Here is a 21,775-nt window from a genome sequence, read left to right on the forward strand (position 1 = left end):
AAGGAATTTGTTTCCTAAAAAAAGATTATAGTATCAAATTAGCTTATGAATTGCCGAGCCAAATCTAATGAGAGATTCTACTTCCCACCGATAAAGTGTCATCTCTAACCAACGAGCTTTGGTCTAAATCATGGGCAATTTGTGGTGAATAGAAGTACTTCTTTAGGCTCAAAGCGGGTTTCTCAACAAAATGCCAGGACAGAGAAGCCAGTAAAACAGTAACAATTAGACTGTAAATAATCATCTCAATTAGACTACTAGTTGGATAAAGCGCTGCTATTGACTGCTGAACCGGAAAACCATAAATATAAATTCCGTATGAATAATCAGGTAGTTTGTTGAATTTACGTATAAATCCTTTTGGAATAAATGCCAGACAAATAACCACATAACTTATTGACAAAGTGTATGGAACTAAAAGCCAATCTGTTTTTAATAAAAATACACTAAGAAGTAAAAGTAGAGAAATAAATAATTTTTTTGATAGAATAACTTGCTCTCGATAAAGGTAAAAAATAGCTCCCGAAGAAAACATACATGCGAAACGGGAGAGATTTCCGAAAGTGTTTGTGTTAAAATATTTATAGATATATTTAAATAAACAAAGCGTAAACAACAGGATAACAACAATTTTTATGATTTGTAAAAATAAATGAACATTGACAAATACTCTTAAAAGGCCGAGAAATGCTAGCCCTAAATACATTTTTACTTCCCATGGTAATGTCCACAATGATATATTTATGGCGGAGTTAAAACGATTACTTTCAAAAACGCCCGGCAAATTCCAGTCAGGTGTTGATAATAAATTTAAATTATGGTATAGGTAGTAATAAATATGTTGATTAGACAAATAATCTTTAGATGATAGCGTGGTAAATTGAAGGCCAATAATGAAAACACTAACTAACAAACAAACCATCAATCCTGGGAATATTCTAAGAAAACGAGATACGATAAAAAATTTTAAATCATTACGATTAAGCAAACTTCCTGTTACGAGAAATCCACTCGCTATAAAAAATACGTCAACCGCCACGAAACCGGAAAAATAATGAATTGGAGTAATCGTTTCGCCGATTACTGGTTGAGCATGACAAAATAGAACAGCACATGCGGCAATAAACCGTAATAAATTGAAATTATTATCACGGATACTACTTGATTCATTTAAATATTTTGATTCCACTTTCCAGGTATATATTTATTAGCCAAAACGTGATGCCAAAAGATTGATACTTTCAATCTACATAATAATATTAAATTATTTGAAAATTTATAAACTATAGGAGTAAGCCTAGTGGCAGGTAATTCAATATAAATATGTGCTACAAACGCTATCATTATTACGAGCGGAGTTGCTAGTAGTATACAAAACCAATATTCTACGCTTGATAACGTAACAGCCTTTTCAAATCCTAAAACAAATTTGAAAAGGCAAAACAGTATCAAACCATGAAACAAGTAAACACCATATGAAAGCTGCCCTAATATTCGCGCTGATTTTATTGATAATATACCAAAAAAAGTATTACCACCTGTAGTGATGATAAAAATTATTCCTGTTATAATTAATGGTAACAATTGATAAGGAGGAATAAGTATTAAGATGAATAATAGGAGAGAAATAACAATAGAAAATCCCCAATGATTAGTTTTTTGTGAAAATTTGCCGTAGTTGATTAAATATGTCGATACAATGCCACCAACAAAATAAGTGAAATGCATATAAATATAATCCTTGAAAGGAATTAATATAATCATAATAATAAGTGTGATAAGTATTGCTGGAACATTAATCTTATTTCTAAACAAAAGAAAACTTAAAATCGGTAAACTTAGATAAAAAAACCACTCATAGCGGAGCGTCCAGGGAACGTAACAAATAATAATGCCTGTATTTTGATAATTATTAATATTAGGTGTATCCTTTATAGTAAATAACAGCCACTTTCTAAATTGGCTAAATATTGTTAGAAAGTATTCATCTTTACCATATGAGAAATGTGTTAGAAAACCAACGATAATAAATAATCCAATTATTGCCAGTGTATAAATTGGTACGAGCCGTAGTATTCGAGATATATATAGTTTTAACCAATTTGGATCTCCTTTTACCAATTTGTTGCAGAAAAAAAAACTGGACAGCATAAAAAATATCGATACACTCAAATTTGTCATTTGAATGTATAAATTAGAAGGAGCGGCCGCCCAGTTGCCTTTGTGTAAATAAAAGTACCATGTAGCACCGTGTGAAATGAAAACGATAATAGCTAAATATCCTTTTAGTCCATCTAAATTTTCATATTTTACAGATTGCATTTCTAAATGCTTATTTTTACTTAACGCAGCAGTTGTTAATAGTGATACAGCAATGATGCAAATTGCGGGAATTAATCCAACAGGCCCTAATAAGATATCTTTTGTAGTATTGTCCATTAGACTAATAAATATTTTAATAGTATCTTTTTTATTTAAACGATAAAACCTGGTTCCAGTAATAACCGGCTTTCTGTTTAGTTACTACTATATAATCGTAAATCTTCTTGTAAACTATGTGAGTGCTTTCCATAGCAGGTACTTCAACATATATATGTATAGTAAATGATAGAGTAATAATGACTGGTGTTACTAAAAGAACGTAAAACCAATGTTCTAAAGACGATAAAGTAGCCGCTTTCTCAAATCCTATAATAAATCTGAATAAGCAGAATAATATTATACCATGGAATAAATAAATTCCGTAAGAGATTTGCCCTAGTTTACGAGCGATACTATTTGTCAGAATGTTCAATACCGTATTGCCACCAACAATAATTGAAAAAATAACAGTTGTAATCGTTAAGGGCAAAACTTCGAAAAGCGAGCTGGAAGTAAATGAAAAAATTGATAGTAATGTTGTCAGTAATACTATTATAGAAATTGTACCCCATTTGCTGATTGCAAATTTCGAAAAGGAATCTGATCGGATTGATAGCGCAGCAATATAGCCACCGCAAAAAGGGCTAAAATAAGTAAAGTCAAATTGTAAGTAGTAGCTTACTATGTAAATAGTAGTACATATTGAAATGAGTATTACATAATAGTTTGGTTTGCTGCGAGAAATTATTAAGCCAAATACAGGTAACAAGATATAGAAGAGCCATTCGTAGCGTAGAGTCCATGCTACTCGGCTAATAATTTGCCATGTGTTTTCAAAGTCATTAATATCTGGATCATTTTTTATAGTAAACATGAGCCAAATGGTGATTTGTTTAATGACAACTGGTAAAGGACGATTTAAAGTAAAATGAGTTAAATAAAATACGATAAAACACAAAGTAAGTATTGCTAAAGAATATACAGGCAAAAGCCTTATGACTCGCCCAATATAAAACTTCAGCCAGCCTATTTTCCCTGATATTAGTTTATTGCAAAACAAGAAGCTTGTAATCATAAAGAAAATAGCAATGCTTGCATAACCAACTTGAGCAAACAGATTATTGGGCGGGGAATTCCAATGGCACTCTCTTAAATAATAATACCAGGTAGAACTGTGACTAATAAATACGATGATTGATAAATATCCTTTTAGGCTATCAAAAGTCACGTACTTAACTTGCTGTAATTGATAATCAATTACTTTTGATAAAATAGCAACTGTTAATAAAGAAATACCCATAATGCATAAAGCTGGGAATGGGCTGAGTATATTAAATAAATTATTGATCATACTATATTACGAAGGTATAGAGCTCTTATCGTTCTCTCAATAAGTTTATAGAATGAAAATTTTATCTTGTTTATTTTACTTTTCGTAGCCAAATGCTACCGCCTTTATTTTCGAGGCATAATGGCATATTTTTTTCGAACCATTTTTGGTAAAAATTTTCCATGAACGTATTGAACAATACTATCTCGTAATCTGGATTATTCATCAAAAAAGCTCTCAGTATATAGGCTTCGTTCCAGCCAAAGCCAGTACTGTTAATAACCCAATCTTTTGGATATTCGAATGGATAAAAAATATCGTGAAAATGAATTAGTACACCTTGTTTCAGCCGAGGAAGAATGTTAAAGATGACTTGATTAACGTCGCTCCCCGTTTTAGATACGTGGGTAGAATCGATAAAGAGTATGTCGTTTTCGGCAAGCTTATCAAATTCTGTCAAGTTTATTTCCTGTAAACCTTTTTTGTACGTAACAGTACGTTTATGGTCTTCTTCACGTAGTAAACCATAAAGCCGGTCTGGGTAAGGCTCTATAAAGGTGAATCGTATGGAGTTATTAAAAAATAATTGGTTGGTATCCAGCATCACAGCTGACGAAAAGCCTGATCCTACTTCTATAATTTGCTGTGGCTTAAATGTTCGCATTATGCAATGCAGCATAATTGCGTCAGAGTAACAATACTGATTACCAAGAGCATCATAATGGTATCGGTGCTCAGGATTGTATGCTTTGGTAAAAGGAACTGTAGGATAAAGTTTGCTAAACTGCTCCAACAACTTCATTTGTTCGCCTTCCCGAAGGTCAATATTTGGAATTTGCCGTGGAAAATTTTCGAATAATTCATTTCGATTCTGCAATTCATTTTTATTGACAACAGGACTATAATAATGTCCAGGGGGGAAACTCAGGCCTGTTTGGTGATAAAGAAGATTGTATACGTAACGAAAGCGATTGATACGTTGGAGAATCATAAATTAAGCAGACAAGAGGGACGTAGAAATACGTATGTAAGATGACAAAGTGTATATCAATTACTTTGCCGAACTCTATAATAAACGGTTAAATATGGAGCTTTTCCTGCACTAGCTTTAGCCAGGTAGCATGTCCTTCGCAGTTCCAGTGTGTGTCACCATTAAGGTAGGGTGACCTGGGAGATTGCCTGAACACCTCATATGTGTTCACAACCGGTATAGCTAAGTTTGGGTGATTCTGGATACGTTCAATTAAATGGTTATAATCGGTTCGATTCGTATCTAGAATGCTGGCTTTGTTCGGAATTAGTGACAAATAAATTTCATCGAATCTCTGGCGCCGGTAATAATCGGCGGTTTTGTTCAAATTTTGTACCAATGAGTCTACCTCAGCGTCTTCAAGCGGAGAAAAGGATGAATTCTGAGGTAACCGATTGTCAGCTTCCATGAAATAAAACAGATGCTTTTTATCTTTCGAGAGACTTACCTGAGCATCGGTGCGGTCAAACCAGTTGAGAGTCAGTTGGGCTTTAATTTCTTTGAACCAGAAAGCCCAATCATGATTGAATAGAGCCGCTTCGAGCCGGCTTTCAACCCGATTGCGATGAAAGCCTTTTCCAAATCGCTCGGTCAATTGAGCTAGCCAGTTAGGTTCCTGATACGTAGTAAATGAAGGGGGAGCTGGTTGATGGGGTGTTGCGAAATTCTGGCGAATATTACGTTCTACCGATTCAATCAATAGTACGTTGCGTTTGGTGGTGTCGGATAGCGTAAAAGATAAAGGACCCATACCCCATCGTTCATAGTGGCTTACCCGGAAATCAGATTTATTCAGAAACAACGGCAGGGTAAAACTATCACCAATAATGTAGAGATGCGTAGAGGCTGTATCGCTGAAGCGATCTGGATGTGAATAGTCTGGCCAGGGCTGCTTAAACTGAGGCAGCGCCGAAAATTGATACAAATCTCCAAAACGTACTTTATCCGTAATTAGGCCTAAATCAGAAAGTCTGTAGGAAATTCCGGTCGATAAGCCGCTTGCCCAAAAAATTGCAGCTACTAGCAAAACGCCACAGCGTAGTATGTGCATTTGTGAAAAATACTAGGCTATTAAAATTTAAAAGCTATATAATTAAGTAGTCATAACATCTGGCTGTAACACAGTGGGTATAGATTTACTTTTTTGTAATTTTTTAATGATACGAGAACCGAATTTCTGGAATGGAATTTCAATGATATGATGAAGCGCATAAGAGAATATAATATTTAATAATAAAAATATGGCCAATGAAAATATATACCCTAAAGCTGACGAATAGTGGAAAAATGATTCTATTTTATTCACCATGTCAAATTTGAGCATCAACCCTAATACAGGGTAATGAAATAAATAGATTCCATAGTTTATCTTTCCAATCATTTGCGTAGCTGAATTGGTAACTAACTTATAGTTTCGCTGAGCTATTAGATAAACAATTGCAATAAGACTAAGCGAGTAAATCGTAAATTCAGAATATAATAGTTTTTTTTCAGAGGTCAAATCTACAAATACTGCTAAAGCTGCAATACCAAAAATTAATGGATTAACATTCCACTCAGGCTTAGGTGTTGTGATTAGGTAATATAGAACTATACCAGATGCGAAAGCGGGCAATTGGTTGGGAAGCCAAAATTGAGCAAATGTTTCGCGAGGAAGGTCACCTGCAAGTAGTTGTGTTTTTGCTAAGATGATATTCAGAAGCGTGTTTAACAGTATTGCACAGAAGAGAAAGATAACGGCTCGATTCAGATTCTTTATCTTCCTTACTAAAAAGGGCAAAACGAAATAAAACTGCACTTCTATTCCAACAGACCATCCTACAGGCACGATGGCATGAATCCAATAGGGATTAAAACCGTGAAGTAAAAGAAAATTAGCAATTATTGATTGTTTACTTATGATCTCTGTATTTGTTAAAGTAAGACTGTGTTGAATAAGATAATAAATACACGCAAAATAATAGAGTGGTGCAATCCTGAAAAATCGTCTAATAAAGAAATTCCTAACATAATTTTTCTCCGACTCTCTTCTTATATTATACGAAACGAATAGCGTAAATGCACTTATCATATATAACAACTGAATACATCCTTGCCCATTATTTATAGCAATAGTTTCTAACGTTGTCGGGTTTGGGTTGAATTCACCATATGGTCTGAAATGGTTTAGTAAAACGCCAATCATCGCGATGCCTCTCAAGGCATCAATGTATTCTAATTTCTTAACCATTGTATTGGTGAATTATAATATTGTTTAAGCTTACGAAAGATAAAGCAGCTGATTTTAATTAATTGGCTAATAAAATATTCAGAATTTCCTCGGCTGTTTTTCCATCACCATATATTTGTTTGAATCGAATGTTGTTTGACTTTATAATCGCATTATAAGCCTCAAAAATTAGACTTGGATTGGCATCACATAAAAAGGCTGCTCCATTTTCTACGATTTCTACCCACTCCGTTTCCGAACGTAGTACAATGCAAGGTTTTTGGTAATAATACGCTTCTTTCTGTACGCCACCCGAATCGGTTATAACCAGCTTTGCCTGTTGTTCCAGCGTTATCATTTCCAAAAATGATACCGGCGGCAGGAAGATAATTTTAGGATTGGCGTAAATAGATTTATACAAATTTTCCGTCAGCAAAGCGGCCATTTGCTTGGCGGTGCGTGGATGCAGCGGTATAATTAATCGAGTCGAATACGTAGTTGCGATGGTCAGCAACGTATCGAAAATGGCGTTGAGCCGCGTAGCATCATCAGTATTTGCATTTCGGTGAATGGTAACTAACGCATAAGGTTCCTGTTGAAGCTGAAGCCGGTCTGTAATATCCGTTCTGGAAGCTGCTACGTTGCGGAAATACAGGCTGTTATCATACGTAATGTCGCCAACATTAAATATGCCAGGATTATCTATTGTGTAAGGAGGCTTATTACTCAGCGAAAAACCTTCTTTTTGCAGATTGTCAATGCCTGTCTGCGTAGGAGGAAATAAATAAGTCGATACGTGATCAGTTAAGATTCGATTGACTTCTTCCGGCATTTTCTTGTTGTAAGAACGTAAACCAGCTTCGATGTGGACAATAGGTACGTGTTGTTTAGAAGCCGCAATGGCGCCTGCTAGCGTTGAATTGGTATCGCCGTACAGAATCAGAAAATCGGGTTGCTCTCGGTCAAGAATCGACTCGACCTCAGTGATCATTTTGGCGGTTTGCTCGCCATGTTTTCCGGAACCAACCCGAAGATTATAAGTGGGCGCTGGAATGGCCAATTCGTCAAAAAAGACGGCCGACATATTCTCGTCGTAGTGCTGGCCTGTATGCACAATAACTTCTGCGATTTGCTCTGAAAAATTTGAACGTATCGCTCTGCTTAGTGCCGATGCCTTAATGATTTGTGGTCGGGCGCCAATCAGGGTAAGAAGTTTTATCATCACTCAAATTCAAAGTTTATTCTACGTAGAAATAGCGCTTCACTACGTTCTTCACGCTTTGCAGGGCGAGTTCACTGGCCCAGTAAAAAGGATTGGAATGCCACCGCTGCGGATGAAACGTGAACATAACCTGTTCAGGAAGCTCGTTCGCGGCCAACGTAGCAATTATGTTACAAGTGCTTTTAAATGAGTAGGGTAGTGAGGTTTCCACTTTGTCGCGAACGCTCACTTTGCTCCCATTCCAACGGCGACCGGTGTCAGTAAGGTAGGCTACTTTGCTGAAGTCGAGGTCAAAATAAGGTTCGCCAATAATGCCAAAGTCGCGGTATGAATAGACGCGCCATAAGTCTCTGGAATCATATTTTGACAGAGGGCTTCCATGCATGCAGATGGTCGATACGGGTGCGAGCTGACGTAACGCTGTCAGGTTTCGATCGAAATCTTTAATGGCCAGCGAAAGGTTTCCCTTACAGGTAGTCAGGCATTCATAATGGTAACCAATTTCATGCCCCATATTGGCGATTTCCCGAATCACCTGTTCACTCCAGCTTGACTGGTTAGCTCTGAAATAATAAACACCTGTAATGCCTCTACCATGCTGAATCTTGGCAAATTCCAGCGAACGTTCTGGTTTTGAGTCAACATCATGCCGCAGAATAACACTCCTTGACGGATTCGTAACTAGGAATTTTTCGAACGTATAGAAGTTATAGCCCGCTTCTTCAAGCTTATTTAAGAGGTTGATATACATCGATATAGTAAAATCCGTTTTCATGTCGGGTATTACTACAGCGATGATTCATTGGCCGAAACAACAAACTTATTAGTGGCCATGCTTTTCGGATAATGGAGTATTAACTGGACCAAAAAAGTGGTCAAATCAATTTTTTCGTTTAACATGACTGCTTTACGATGCGCCCATCTTTCCTTTACGTCACTTCCCATCAGTAATTCTTTGATTTTCGCAATCATTGTACCGAATTCGTCCGGAGAAAACGAATAACATAGCCGGTATTGGTACTCCAACTCATTTGGAATAGAGAGCTTACCAGCAAACGAATTCATTTTCAGGGCGGGCGTTCCTAATAAAGCTGCTTCGGTAGTCATGGTCTGACTATCACCAATAAACAACGTAGCAAAGTATAAAAGCGAATGTATTTTTTCGGCCGAAACAGGCAATCGATACTGTTGCAGTTCCGGTTCAGTGCTACGTTCCGACGTAACGAAAACTCGCCCAAAGGCGCTGAGCAGCTTTACCAGTTCAAGCTTTTGAGCGAGTGAAAAACCACGCATCCCTGCATCATGATGCGCTTTAAACGCATTGAAACGTAGCACGAAAAAAGTTTCACCCTTCTGAATTTCTGCTTCATTTAACACCGCTGGGTCGGGAACGAATCGGTTCGGGTGTAAATAAGCCAGTTCATGGTAGCTTGGGTAGCATAGTTGCTGACGTCCTCGTTTCTCATGCGCCAACGCGTCAGGGTTGAGGATCACATCCGCATACGAAATGAATTTCCCCGAAATTGGTGCAGCGTTTAAGTCATCGTCATCGAGCACGAATGACTTCATCGGTGTTAATTTAGATACAAGCGGTAACACCAGCGAAACGCCAACGCCGTAGTCAAATTTTTGGCTACGTACCAACCAGAGAACTTTTATAAAATGGATAAATTCATAAAGATACTTGAGCAAAATATGGTCTTTACGATTACCGATATTTATGAATTTTATCTGATAAAGACGTAGCAGATCAGTCACTGAGTCAATATTTTTTGCCGTCACAACAACTTCATGGCCAGCACTTTGCACTTCTTGGATAAAGTGTTTAAAGAGATGGACATGCGCCGGATGGTTAATATCGACCAGTATTCGCTTCATGAATGAAGTGTGTTACTTTCTGTTGTTTAATTACGAATGAACAGTACCAATCTTTTTAGCAGAAATCAGTAACCAGGGACTTTGCGATTGCCAATTTTTGAGATTAAGTTTCTGCTCAAGAAATACAAAAAAATCGACTAAAATATTATTAGATGTAAGCGGCAAAGGAATCCAATTCATACCCTCCACGGCTTCGATTTCAAATTGGCAATCGTTGAGTATTTTTTTTAATTCAGTCAGATTGACGTCGTAATACGAACTTTCGCCACCGGCCAGTGCTTTCAATTTTCGTAGCCAATAACGCCAGCTATCCGTATTTGTATAGGTGAAAATAATATTTCCATTATCGTCGAGAAGTTTATTCATTTTTGAAATAACCTCCTGAATATTTGGGAAATAACACAAGGCTTCAATGCATACAATCGATGAGTAAGTTTTATTAAATTCAGCCTTCATAAAATCAGTGCAAATAGCAGATATCTTTTCGTTTCGGGATTTTAAAATATCAATTGCATTCTGATTAATATCAACCACTGTAATGTCACTGGAATAATTGAGTAAGGGGATCGCAAAACGCCCTGAACCGCCTGCTACATCGAGTATACGTAAAGGCTTGCGATTTAGATGTTTTATAATAAAATTTAATTGTGTTTTTGATTTGTACCGGCCAGTACGATTGTTGTACGCATTAGAATATAAATAATCCCATGAGTAACTCGAATTAGACAGGTCTTCAATCGTAATTTGTTGCATATTTTTTTAGTTAGCGCATAAACGATACGTTCCCTAAAGTACGTATCAGCCTGAAACCAACACTCGCAACTGTGTAGAGAACCGGGAGTTCGATACGTTCATATCGACCGTAATTCACCAGTTGGCCGCCAAATTTTTTCTTGTATTCCCTCACTCCATACTGAACATCGGGCTTACCCGCACCACCGAAATCAAAGTGAGTAAGTCCATGATTTTTGGCCCATTTCATGATTTCCCAAGGCAATAAATCATTTGGATATTTATTGTAGTAATTGCTGTAAGCGCCTGCGTAGTAGTCATATAACGTACCATTATGAACCAGGCAAAGCATACAACCGATTATTGTGCCCTCCCATTTTGCAACGAATAATCGAAGGCCAGCCCTCTCGTTTGCTTGTTTGTGTAGCGCGCTGAAATGGGAGAAATCGGGTAGGGGAAGCCGGGCTCTCTGGTAAACTTCTTTTAAAATGGAATAAGCCGCGTTCAACGATTCGAGTGATGTTTCGAGATGTACGCTACATCCTTCGTTTAAGGAGCGTCGGATTTCGTTACGTCGTTTGGAATATATCTCTTTCCACAATAAATCCTCACTTTTACGTAAGTCGATAATAAAATTCAAATGCTCTTCATACGTAAATTTGTTACGTTGAAAGGCTTCTTTATATTCTAACGTATCATGCAAATTTCGAACCTGAGAGTACAAAATTTTTGCGTTTAGTTTTTTATGCTTTTCTAATAAACCATTGATGATTTCCTTAGCATTATTTTTGGCGACAGGTCCACCAGCTATTACGCTTCGACTTGTCACTACGTCCAGAATCGATACGTTCATGAATATCTGCCGGTAGAATAATAAAATCCCAACAATATTTTCATGATCTTTAGCGATTATATAAAAGGGTAATAAATTTTTAGTTGATTGGCAGACAAGAAAAAAATCAGGCGATTGAAAATACCCGAATTCGCCGTAGGATTCTAAAAATAGATTAATCTCTTTTTCGTCGTTATTGCTTAGTTGGCTTAATACGTGGTAATCGTACATTCTGTTACTACGTTAATTGTACTATACTGCTGTATTAATTCGATTATGTCTACTAACGGGATAGTTTTCAAAAAAATCAACCCAAAAACTGGTGACATCGATTTTATCATCTAGCATTTTCTGACGTTTTCGTTGAAAGCGATCGTATAAATCTGGAGTAGACAGGAGTTCGTCAATGGTTGACAGCAGTCGCTCTGTTTCTCCAATTTGTATGCCAACTGTTAAATTGTATTTGGTTTCAAGCTCGCTGAGTACCGATATTTTATTGACCAGACTGCTGTACCGAATGGACGGAATACCTAACATCGAGGCCTCAACACTCATGCTCTGGCTATCAGAAATAAGCAATTTGGCATTTGCCAAAACATGATGTATATCACCTGGGGCAATCTGTAACTGATAAGGATTGTATTTACCGGCAATGACTCCTTCGGCGGTAATCAATACGTCATAGTTTCTTTTTTTTGCAGATTGAATAATTTTATCGAGCAAATTTTCGTCCAGACCGCGCACGCCAATATCATGGTGGGCCGCTAACCGCGACAAGCGGATCATTATGTACTCCTTAGGAATGTGGTATTTAGCTAAAACCGTTTTGCTGGGCGTAAAAACATTAGGATGTAGGTAGCCAAGTTTCATATACCCTTTATATCCGACTTTTTTAGATTGCCAGCTTCCAACGTTACACACATCAGGGCATAGTATCGTCTGTGTAAACGGGAAAGTTAAATCAGCTAGGTTTTTTATAACGTCGTAATCGTCTTCCAGAATCGTGATCCGGTGGATGTTCATTAGTTTACCCAATTGAGCTAAAGCAGCATCCGTGCCAATCAGAACGTCTGGCTTCTTTTTCAGGATAATCGGAAAAATAATGACCATTCGCTTGAACAAACTCAGCAGTATCGCCAATCTGGAAGCTCCTCGTTCTTTGGGCAGTACGTTCGTATAGGGAAGGCCGTCATTCTTCAGCAAGTCCTCCAGTACATCTTTGGTTTTAATTAGAATCGTTATTCCATGCTTCTGCGAAAGACGTAGCATGGTTTCACGCAAGGCCAGGTATTGGGCTGGATGGCCGAAATAAAATAGAAATTTCATTTTTTAGTTTTTGTATCCAGTACCTGATTCGCCGTAATTGTCATGGGCGTAAAGCCATAAAGCCGCTTTATTAGTGGCTTAAAACGGCTTGATAATTTGAGTGTTAGTTCATAGTTAGATGGATAATCGAACGTATTTTTTGTAGGCGCAGCCCATATTTTATCAAACTCCTCGTCCGACAGAGCCAGTTTTTTCTGGATATAGGCTCGCATTTGCTCAAGTTCGCTTTCGGGAGCAAAGGGCTGATTTAACTGGTTGAGCGCTTCTTCGCGAGTAATCGCATTGCTCAGAACCTGGGCCGATAGGTTGATTTTACGTTTGTCGATGCCAAACTTCTTAGGCAGCCAGTAAGCCATCGAAAATTTAGTGAATAGGTTTTCGTGATGATGGCCTCCATAATCTTTCCAGTCGTATAATTCGACCATTAACTGCTTGGCTGCCTGTTTTTTATACTCCAGATAGTAGTAAGGGCGAATATCTTTAATGCCTTTTAAAATCCCGGAGTAAATCATCTTGGGCAGGGTCAGCAACGGGTACGTTTTCAGCGGGATAGCTGAGCCAAACTTCTGATGAATATGCAGCAACTGACGATCATCGGCATATGTCCACTCCTTGGGTTGTTTGCCCTCCGAGCGAAAATCGTTTCCACGAAGTATGTACTGAATACCCTCCTGCTGCGCTACGTGGTACATTGTTGCCTTGATTGCCAGATCAGTAGGTGTATCAATCCAGGGCATTCCGGCTTTCATGTAGGCACGTAGCAGATCCTGGATTTCTTCGTAATTGATTACGTAGGTCTCCAGATCAATATTCAGTTTTGATGTAACCTTATAAATATTCTGTACGGCAATCTCACTATTGAAGCCATTGTCGAGGTTAACCGCCAGCGGACGAAGGCCATACTGAACAGCTAGATGAAGCAGGTAAGAGCTATCGACGCCCCCACTAACGCCAATCAGGCAATCGTAGGGTTTATGCTGACCAACTTTCTTAATGGCTCCAACAAGTTTCTGCCAATCGGCCAATCCTTTTTCCCCTCTGGGATAGTTGGCCATCATCGTTTCCTGAAGCTTGCAGAAATTCGAGACTCCATGCTCGTCGAACGTAATGCCTGGAATTGTCTCATCCCACACGCCTTTAGCGCATATTCTCATGCCTGATTAAACAAGTTAAGTAGTTCACTACGTTGGGGATAGTTGACCAATACCGCTTTTCTGGACCCATGGTACACAAACAAAGAACCAGCGGCTACGGCAGAAGCATGTGCTTTGTGAATAGCCGCTTTTAGATCGGGTAAACTTCCGGCTCCGCCGGCTGCTACTACCGGAATATCGACTGCGGAAGATATAGCTCGAACAAGGCCCAAATCATATCCCTGCATCATGCCATCATGTTCAATGGAGGTAATAATCAATTCACCGGCGCCGTTGGCCTGCATTTGCTGAGCCCAACGTATCGGATCGAGACCGGTCGATTGGCTTCCGCTGTGGGTATAAACTTGTTGTTTACCCCAGAATTTCTTTTTGACGTCTATGGAAACGACAATGGTCGAACTCCCGAATTCATCGGACGCGGCCTTGATAAAGCCGGGATCTTTTACCGCGGATGAGTTGATGACTACCTTTTCGGCCCCGGCATTGATACGTTCTTTGATCTGCTGAAGTGTGCGTATGCCGCCCCCAATCGCAAAGGGCATGTTGGCTTCATCACCGATGGTACGTATCAGATCTAGATCGATGCAGCGATTTTCTTTTGTTGCCAGAATGTCCAGCAGCATCAGCTCATCGGCCTTCAGATCGTTAAAAATTTTGACAGCGTTAATCGGCTCTCCGATGTAGGTATAGTCGTTGAATTTGACCGACTTAACCAGACCTTTATTCTTTAAAAGAAGAACCGGAATAACGCGAGGGCGAAACATACTTAATTGAAACGCAATCCTTTAAACAAATACTAAAATTTTATAGAGCAATAAAATTGGCAATCATCTGTTCACCCCAGTCGTGGCTTTTTTCGGGATGAAATTGAGTACCATAGATATTCCCTTTTTCAATAGCGGATACAAACGGATAATTATACGTAGTCATTGTCAGTACGTCGTCGGGATGCTGGCAAACCATGTGGTACGAATGCACGAAATAAAATTGAGCGTCGTCCGGTACGTTGGTCAACAAGCGCGAGTTTTTAGTGCGGTTACTGGTATTCCATCCCATGTGCGGAACCTTGTACGCCAACGTATCACTCACCCGAAACCGCACTACGTCGGCGTCGAACCAGCCCAGTCCTGCTACGTTGCCTTCTTCGCTGGAACTGGCCATTAATTGCATACCAAGACATATGCCAAAAATGGGTGTTTGCTCCACTAAAATTTTGTGCTGTAATACGTCCCAGATACCCGACTCTTTTAGGTTTTTAACACCAGTCGCAAAATGACCTACTCCGGGCAGAACCAGTTTTTGCGCCTGTGCTACGTCCCGACTATCGGAAGTGATACGTACCGGGGCATTCAGTCGGTCGAATTTCTTCTGCACCGAACGCAGGTTGCCCATGCCGTAATCAATAATCACAATGTCGTTCTGTGAGCGCATTCAGATTTGATGATAAATACTACGTATCTGCTGAGCAATCAGTCGGTTATCAAAACGTCGAACATGCTCTCTCGCCGAAATCGGAGTCTTACTGGCTAAAACACAGCGGATTTTTGCTGCTACGTCGACCGGGTCGTACGACGTAACGTAGCAACCAACGATGTCACTTATAACTGTCTGTACATCACCCACAGCTGTAGATACGACCGGGCAATTACAAGCCAGCGCTTCTTTCACAAACTGCGGTGAACCTTCAGAGAATGAAGTCATTAAAGCTACATCGACGGCGGTTAACAAAAGCGCAACTTCTTCGCGGGTATAATTCTTTAGCTCGAGCAGTTCAACTGAATCGTCGTCAAGAATTTCAACAGCTGCTTTCGCCAGTGGGTAATTCTTAATCGGCACATTGAATCCGGCCGAAAACAGGACGTATTTTTTTTGCTGACTCAATCCTAATTGTTGTCGACTTTTCGATTTTGATCTCGGAATAAATAAGTCAAAATCGATGCCACAGGGCACTATAGCCTGCTTTTCTTTACCGGCAAAAAGCGCTTTTCGGGCAAGCTGAGGGCTGATATAAACCGTTTTCCGGCTAAGCGTATCCACCAGAGCTGCTATAAGTCTGGAAGTGGGCAGATTAATATCGGATCCATGAAACGTAGTAATGACCGGCACCCGACGCTGCAGATTTGCAAGCATACCCGACAGTGCTACGTGTGCGTGGATGCAATCATACGCCTGACTTTTAAGTTTATCAACTAGCTTGGTTAGACAAGCCAAATAGCCGGTAAAGCCCTTTCCGTTAATAAAGAAAAAATCGAAAGTGAGCGTACGATCAAGTTGTTTTAAGGCTTCAACCTGATCGTAAATAAATGCCTGATGCTTCCTAAAATCAAAAGCCGGGGCATTACCACTGCACACAATCAAAATCCGCATAATCAATCAGGAGCGCCCCGCGAGTTTAAACCAGTTCCAGCCGATGACAACGGCTAGGGTGAAAAACAGATAGGGCATGTAATATTTCCTGCTCTTGGCATTCATCTGCGAAATGCCATGGGCCGCAAATATGAGTAAATAGGGGAGTAGCGGCAGGTGAAATCGTTCGGATAAAGCAAATCCACTCGATGCTAAAACGAATATATACGAGAATGTACAGCAGAGTAAAAGCAGGTGATATCTTAACTGCTTTCGCTTATAAAGCATCCAAAGACTGACTATTATAAAAAACGCGTACACATTTCGGGTAAAATAGGAACCGGCCATCATCATGGCATTAGGCTGAAGCGTATCCACAAATGTCGGAAACGGAGCCATAAGCATGAGCGGTAGGAATACGCTACGTGACCCATACCGGGCAAATTTATTGTTACCATCTCCTCGGGTAGCATAACTATTCATTTGTGATGTAAGATTCGACGTACCCGTTTCCAAATGTTCAGTTATGTTATCCATCAGGGGGGTTAACGTTATTACATACGCACCGACTGCCAATAACATAGTGAGCAGCACTCGTTTGTTCATTGATGATATCCTACCGGATGAAAAAACAATTGTTATGGCAACTGAACCCAGCAAACAGCCAGCTAAAACAGTCCGGAAGAAGAATAAGGATGTAATGGTAAGAATAAGTAAAAATATGTCCCAGAAATGTGCTTTGTTTGCCCGTATTACTTTATCGGCCATGTAAGTGAAACAAATCGATAAAAATACCATTTCTGTTTCTTTAACGTGCAGTCCGCAATAGTAAATCATATTGGGTACTAACATGGTCATTATTCCTGCTAATCGACCAACAGCTTCACCAAAATTATTTCTCCCTAATTTATACGCTAAAACGCAGGTATAAGCGCCTAAAAAAGCCTTAATAATTCGAGGAGGTAAAACGCTATCGCCAATAGCGTAGTAGAGCATACCTAAGTAAAAAGGGTAACCCATGTCGGCATAATTTATACCAACGTATTCAATGTATCGCTCAAATTTGTGAAACCTTAGCAGAAAGCTTAGCCAGAACGCTTCATTATGGTAACCTAAGGCATCAGCTGTCTCATACTCAAAGGGTTTACCTGTATTATGTAGAAAGTAAAAATAGCTGAAAAATACCCAAGCTATCCGTATCCAGAAGGAGGTCCATAGTAATTTTCGTTCAAATGATCGAAACAGGATTGTCGACCACTTATTTGATAGCAAATTGACAAAATAGAAAAATCCTACAACCTCAATAAATCCAAATGCAATCCATTCAGCTCTTAAAAATTTTCTAAAAAAAACTACAAAAGAAATAGCTAATGCTATGAAGAAAAAAGCAATGGCCTTATTCGTGTAGAATTTAGAAAAGGGTATGACATTCAGGCTAAGCATTCGTTTTTAGTTAATTATTTGCGAATAAAGGCGTATAATATTTTCGTTTAAATTTCACTAAAATATCTGTGAGTTTTGGGCCAACAATTTTATGAAAAATGAATTTCTTTATCTTTATTCTCACAGGTTGCCAGGAACCTGCAAAATGATGAATGCTATACGTATTTTCCGTAATAGTAATAACTGCCGTGCGGGATTTAGCGCAGAAATAATCTTGCGGAAAAATGTGAATTGCATTCTTATAAACCTGGTACGTATTATTAAGCTGGAAGCCATTTGCTGCCATTTGTGTTGAGATAATCGTTACGTTTGTAGTGGTATCATACGTACCATCTGGTAACTTGAAATGTCTGGTTTCGTAATAGTTTAGTTGTTCTTTAGCCCATTCATTGTACTGCTGAGTAGCTATAAGTCCCGTTGGAACATCGACTGCGCTTTCAAACCCTGAAAAACCAGGAAGATGGAGAAATTCGTCCAGATTTTTCAGTACTTCAACATCCGAGTCCATATAGATACCGCCGTACGTATACAGTGCATACAGGCGGACATAATCGGCCACAAAGGCAAATTTTCGAGCTTCATAAGCCTCTTTTGCGTAAGGAATACTGTTTACGTCGAAAGTGTCTTCGTTCCAAAGACGTAGCTCATAATCGGGCAAAAACTTCTTCCAGGATGCAATACAGCTATGAGTAATTGCTGGCATTGCGCCCCTGCCAAACCAGCAGTAATGTATTACTTTCGGAATCATCAGGTTGTTACTACGTAGGGCTGGGTTTTCTCAATAAAATAATTGACGATTCTGGAACAGGCTTTGCCATCTCCATACGGATTATGCGCCGTAGCCATCTTGTCATAAACTTCCCAATCGTCAAGCAATAGACTTACGTTTGTTACTATACTATCCATATTTGTGCCAACTAGTTTAACCGTGCCTGCATCGACTGCTTCGGGTCGTTCAGTCGTATCACGCATGACTAAAACCGGCTTGCCCAGGCTAGGTGCTTCTTCCTGAATACCACCACTATCCGTTAAAATCAGGTAAGCCGACTTCATTAAATACACGAACGATAGATAGTCAAGCGGTGCCGTCAGAAATAGATTGTTACTAGTTGAAGGTGAAAGCAAACGGTTTACGGGCTCCTGCACACCTGGATTTAAGTGAACAGGATACACAAAATCAACATATGGATACCGAAGAGCTAGAGTTTTGATAGCCAGACAAATATTAGAAAAACCTTCTCCAAAATTTTCTCTTCGATGGCCAGTTATCAGTACGAGTCGCCTTTTATGGTTTAGTCTCAATACGTCATATCCGTTACGTCGGATCTCCTCTGTAATAGCAAGTTCCATGCCTGGACTATTGGCAATTTTATCGATTATGCATTGCAATGAGTCGATAACCGTATTGCCCGTTACGATGATCGACGTATCGACAATGTTTTCGTTCAGCAGATTGCGACGAGCTTCATAGGTAGGCGCTAGATGAAACGTAGCTAACCGACTGGTTAACTGACGATTAATCTCTTCAGGCCAGGGGCTGAATCGATTGTTTGTGCGAAGACCAGCCTCCACGTGAGCAACAGGAATATGTTGGTAAAAAGCGGCCAGAGACACTGCTAACGACGTAACAGTATCGCCATGTACGAAAACAACATCAGGTTTACAAACTATAAAAACCTGTTTCATTTCTACTAGAATACGAGCCGTAATATCATGCAGATCGTTTCCTTTTCTCATGATATTCAGGTCATGTTCAGGCGTGATGTCAAAGAGATCTAAAACCTGATCCAGCATTTCGCGATGCTGTCCTGTTACGCATACGGACACATCGAATAGATGAGGGTGTTGGTAAAATTCCCTGATCAATGGAGCAAGCTTTATACCCTCAGGCCGCGTGCCAAATGTTACTAATATCTTTACTCGCATTGTGCTACGTATCTCTTTTGAGCCGCCGGTAATTGCCCATTGTATTTATAATATTTTCTTAGCGAGAAGTTTTTAACCTTTGAGCCGTATAATTTTACAGAAAAGAATAATTGAACAAACCATTTCGGCCATGTGTAAATAAATTTATAGAAAAAGGGTTGCTTTTCCCAGTTGACAGTTTTTAAAATAGACCTAACTTCATTCCTGTATACTCCCCTCAAATAATAATTAACTAGTGACCGAACTTTTAATCCATCTAGAAGGTAATTTAGTGTATGATTATCTTGTTGGTTTTTCTGTAAAGCGCTGAAATAGAAAGTGACATGCTCGTCTTTTTTCCAGAATTTATTGTTACCGAGGGCTCGGTATTGCGGATCCGCATCCTGATTGGAATACGCTAAAGCTTTGTTTACGTAGGCAACTTTTCCTTTTAAAGCAATCCGTACCCATAGATCAAAATCTTCACCGAATTTTATTGATGAATTGAAACCACCGACTTGATCAAAAGCTGTTTTCGATAATACAACAAAAGAGCAGTTAATAGGTACCCAAAACGTACGACTATATACTTTAAAATAATCAATGTAACCTGCTTCAAAGTTAGAACTTAGACCAATTTCAGCCCTCTTGTTGATACCATGCTTTACTACGTAATAACTGGAGCCATATAAATTAGCTTCAGGATAATTGGTAATTAGTTTAGCCATTTCTTCCAGAAAACAGTTGTTCCACCAATCGTCAGCATCGAGAAATGCAATGAAATTGAACTGTGCATACTGAACACCTTTGTTTCTTGTAGATGATACTCCAGCATTGAGTTGACGGATAACTTTCAGGCGAGGGTCAGTGTATTTATTAACTTCATAAAGGCTATTGTCAGCGGAACCATCGTCTACAATAATCAACTCAAAATTCTGAAACGTTTGCTTCAAAACAGATTCAATAGCCTTGCCAACATAAGCGGCTTTATTATATAAGGGTATAACTATTGAAAACATTTTCTATTGATAAACTGCTGATTCTAGATAATGTATTTTTCCAGAACTTTAATTAAGCCTATATCTTTTGTTACAAGGAAATCGTTTGACTCAGGGTAAGAATTATTTTCATTATTCTTGTATATTTTCTCAAAATACTTGCCCGACTTTTTACTAACTATAGCAAACAACTCATAGTTATACTCTCTAACTATTTTTCTGAAATCTTGGAAATGATTTGAACTGTTATTCACTTCTATAATCATTGTTGGATTGAATGATTTTATAAATGATCTAGCCCCTTCTAAAACCTGCAATTCGTGACCTTCGACGTCTACTTTGATACAGGCCGTTTCTGCGTGTTGGAGTAGATCAAGAAATAAGCTATCAATTGTTGCAATTTGTATAGTCTCCTCTTTAAGAATGTCCTGATCTTGTAGGAGATTTGTATTTAGTGTGCTGTTATAGGAGCTGTTATCAATGTAAAAGTTGCTGTACCCTTCTCTGTCTGAAGCCCCAACTTCGAAAAAAGTATAATTTGAAAAATTATTTAGCTCACAACGCTCTCTATTTAAGGTATTTAACTCTTTGTTAGGCTCAACGAAAAAAACCGGCCGCCCTTCTGTTAATGATAGTAATGATCGCATGCCCAGATTAGCGCCAATATCTATCCAGGGTACACGTTTGTCAAAATACTGATTTAATAAATATTCTGTAAAATTTAACTCAGGTGAATGCCATTTGTACGATACGGCAAACTGTCTGGTTTTATCGTTTCCTGCTAAAATGTTCGTGTTTAGCTGCTTGCCATTTTCCAAAAGGATTTTCCATTCATTATTTCTATCCGGTAGTGCTATATATTTTCCGGCAAGATGCGTAAATGAATAAGGACTGCGCTCGTAAATAAAATTGTACCACTTGTATATTTTTTTATATACAAGCAGAGAGCTAATATGTCCTCCGGCCTTTTTTAGAATATTTTTCAGTAATGAACGAAGCATAGAATTTT

Annotated in this window: 21 protein-coding genes; all 21 read right to left on the reverse strand. The window is 38.8% G+C overall.

Annotated features, from left to right (window positions below; genetic code table 11):
• Window positions 1-64 precede the first annotated feature (64 nt).
• Entirely contained in the window at window positions 65-1,189 is a 1,125-nt protein-coding gene (locus tag ACYVF1_RS06645) for an acyltransferase family protein (RefSeq protein WP_461076821.1), read from the reverse strand.
• Complete coding sequence (locus ACYVF1_RS06650) at window positions 1,171-2,439, reverse strand: acyltransferase family protein (RefSeq protein ID WP_461076823.1); 1,269 nt, start codon at window positions 2,437-2,439, stop codon at window positions 1,171-1,173. The genes ACYVF1_RS06645 and ACYVF1_RS06650 overlap by 19 nt, the downstream gene beginning before the upstream one ends.
• Window positions 2,440-2,470: 31 nt before the next feature.
• The gene (locus ACYVF1_RS06655) at window positions 2,471-3,712 is read right to left on the reverse strand and encodes an acyltransferase family protein (RefSeq protein ID WP_461076825.1); all 1,242 of its coding nucleotides are present in this window, start codon (window positions 3,710-3,712) and stop codon (window positions 2,471-2,473) included.
• Between the two features lie 70 nt (window positions 3,713-3,782).
• Entirely contained in the window at window positions 3,783-4,682 is a 900-nt protein-coding gene (locus tag ACYVF1_RS06660) for a class I SAM-dependent methyltransferase (RefSeq protein WP_461076827.1), read from the reverse strand.
• A gap of 88 nt (window positions 4,683-4,770) precedes the next feature.
• Window positions 4,771-5,772 (reverse strand): hypothetical protein, encoded by a 1,002-nt coding sequence (locus ACYVF1_RS06665; protein WP_461076829.1) that lies wholly within the window; start codon window positions 5,770-5,772, stop codon window positions 4,771-4,773.
• Between the two features lie 42 nt (window positions 5,773-5,814).
• Window positions 5,815-6,951 (reverse strand): acyltransferase family protein, encoded by a 1,137-nt coding sequence (locus tag ACYVF1_RS06670; protein ID WP_461076831.1) that lies wholly within the window; start codon window positions 6,949-6,951, stop codon window positions 5,815-5,817.
• 58 nt (window positions 6,952-7,009) lie between these two features.
• Complete coding sequence (wecB, locus tag ACYVF1_RS06675) at window positions 7,010-8,152, reverse strand: non-hydrolyzing UDP-N-acetylglucosamine 2-epimerase (RefSeq protein ID WP_461076833.1); 1,143 nt, start codon at window positions 8,150-8,152, stop codon at window positions 7,010-7,012.
• 16 nt (window positions 8,153-8,168) lie between these two features.
• Window positions 8,169-8,927 (reverse strand): polysaccharide deacetylase family protein, encoded by a 759-nt coding sequence (locus ACYVF1_RS06680; RefSeq protein WP_461076835.1) that lies wholly within the window; start codon window positions 8,925-8,927, stop codon window positions 8,169-8,171.
• A gap of 11 nt (window positions 8,928-8,938) precedes the next feature.
• Window positions 8,939-10,030 (reverse strand): DUF354 domain-containing protein, encoded by a 1,092-nt coding sequence (locus ACYVF1_RS06685; protein ID WP_461076837.1) that lies wholly within the window; start codon window positions 10,028-10,030, stop codon window positions 8,939-8,941.
• A 30-nt stretch (window positions 10,031-10,060) separates the two neighbouring features.
• Complete coding sequence (locus tag ACYVF1_RS06690; protein ID WP_461076839.1) at window positions 10,061-10,783, reverse strand: class I SAM-dependent methyltransferase; 723 nt, start codon at window positions 10,781-10,783, stop codon at window positions 10,061-10,063.
• A 10-nt stretch (window positions 10,784-10,793) separates the two neighbouring features.
• Window positions 10,794-11,615: a lipid II:glycine glycyltransferase FemX gene (locus ACYVF1_RS06695; protein WP_461076841.1), complete on the reverse strand. Its 822-nt coding sequence runs from the start codon at window positions 11,613-11,615 to the stop codon at window positions 10,794-10,796.
• Between the two features lie 231 nt (window positions 11,616-11,846).
• Window positions 11,847-12,920, reverse strand: a complete 1,074-nt coding sequence (locus tag ACYVF1_RS06700) for a hypothetical protein (RefSeq protein ID WP_461076843.1) — start codon at window positions 12,918-12,920, stop codon at window positions 11,847-11,849.
• Complete coding sequence (locus ACYVF1_RS06705) at window positions 12,917-14,074, reverse strand: N-acetyl sugar amidotransferase (RefSeq protein WP_461076845.1); 1,158 nt, start codon at window positions 14,072-14,074, stop codon at window positions 12,917-12,919. The genes ACYVF1_RS06700 and ACYVF1_RS06705 overlap by 4 nt, the downstream gene beginning before the upstream one ends.
• Complete coding sequence (locus ACYVF1_RS06710) at window positions 14,071-14,838, reverse strand: AglZ/HisF2 family acetamidino modification protein (protein WP_461076847.1); 768 nt, start codon at window positions 14,836-14,838, stop codon at window positions 14,071-14,073. The genes ACYVF1_RS06705 and ACYVF1_RS06710 overlap by 4 nt, the downstream gene beginning before the upstream one ends.
• 40 nt (window positions 14,839-14,878) lie before the next feature.
• Entirely contained in the window at window positions 14,879-15,505 is a 627-nt protein-coding gene (gene hisH, locus ACYVF1_RS06715) for an imidazole glycerol phosphate synthase subunit HisH (RefSeq protein WP_461076849.1), read from the reverse strand.
• Window positions 15,506-16,441 (reverse strand): glycosyltransferase, encoded by a 936-nt coding sequence (locus ACYVF1_RS06720; protein WP_461076851.1) that lies wholly within the window; start codon window positions 16,439-16,441, stop codon window positions 15,506-15,508.
• 6 nt (window positions 16,442-16,447) lie between these two features.
• A complete protein-coding gene (locus ACYVF1_RS06725) occupies window positions 16,448-17,863 on the reverse strand; it encodes a glycosyltransferase family protein (protein ID WP_461076853.1) in 1,416 nt (471 codons plus the stop codon).
• Between the two features lie 10 nt (window positions 17,864-17,873).
• Window positions 17,874-18,566: a glycosyltransferase family 32 protein gene (locus ACYVF1_RS06730; protein WP_461076855.1), complete on the reverse strand. Its 693-nt coding sequence runs from the start codon at window positions 18,564-18,566 to the stop codon at window positions 17,874-17,876.
• Window positions 18,567-18,610: 44 nt separating this feature from the next.
• Complete coding sequence (wecB, locus tag ACYVF1_RS06735; RefSeq protein ID WP_461076857.1) at window positions 18,611-19,789, reverse strand: non-hydrolyzing UDP-N-acetylglucosamine 2-epimerase; 1,179 nt, start codon at window positions 19,787-19,789, stop codon at window positions 18,611-18,613.
• The gene (locus tag ACYVF1_RS06740) at window positions 19,780-20,787 is read right to left on the reverse strand and encodes a glycosyltransferase family 2 protein (protein WP_461076859.1); all 1,008 of its coding nucleotides are present in this window, start codon (window positions 20,785-20,787) and stop codon (window positions 19,780-19,782) included. Before ACYVF1_RS06740 ends, wecB (ACYVF1_RS06735) begins: the two co-directional genes overlap by 10 nt.
• A gap of 23 nt (window positions 20,788-20,810) precedes the next feature.
• A complete protein-coding gene (locus ACYVF1_RS06745; RefSeq protein ID WP_461076861.1) occupies window positions 20,811-21,767 on the reverse strand; it encodes an FkbM family methyltransferase in 957 nt (318 codons plus the stop codon).
• Window positions 21,768-21,775 lie beyond the last annotated feature (8 nt).

It is taken from the genome of Spirosoma flavus (assembly GCF_054778555.1).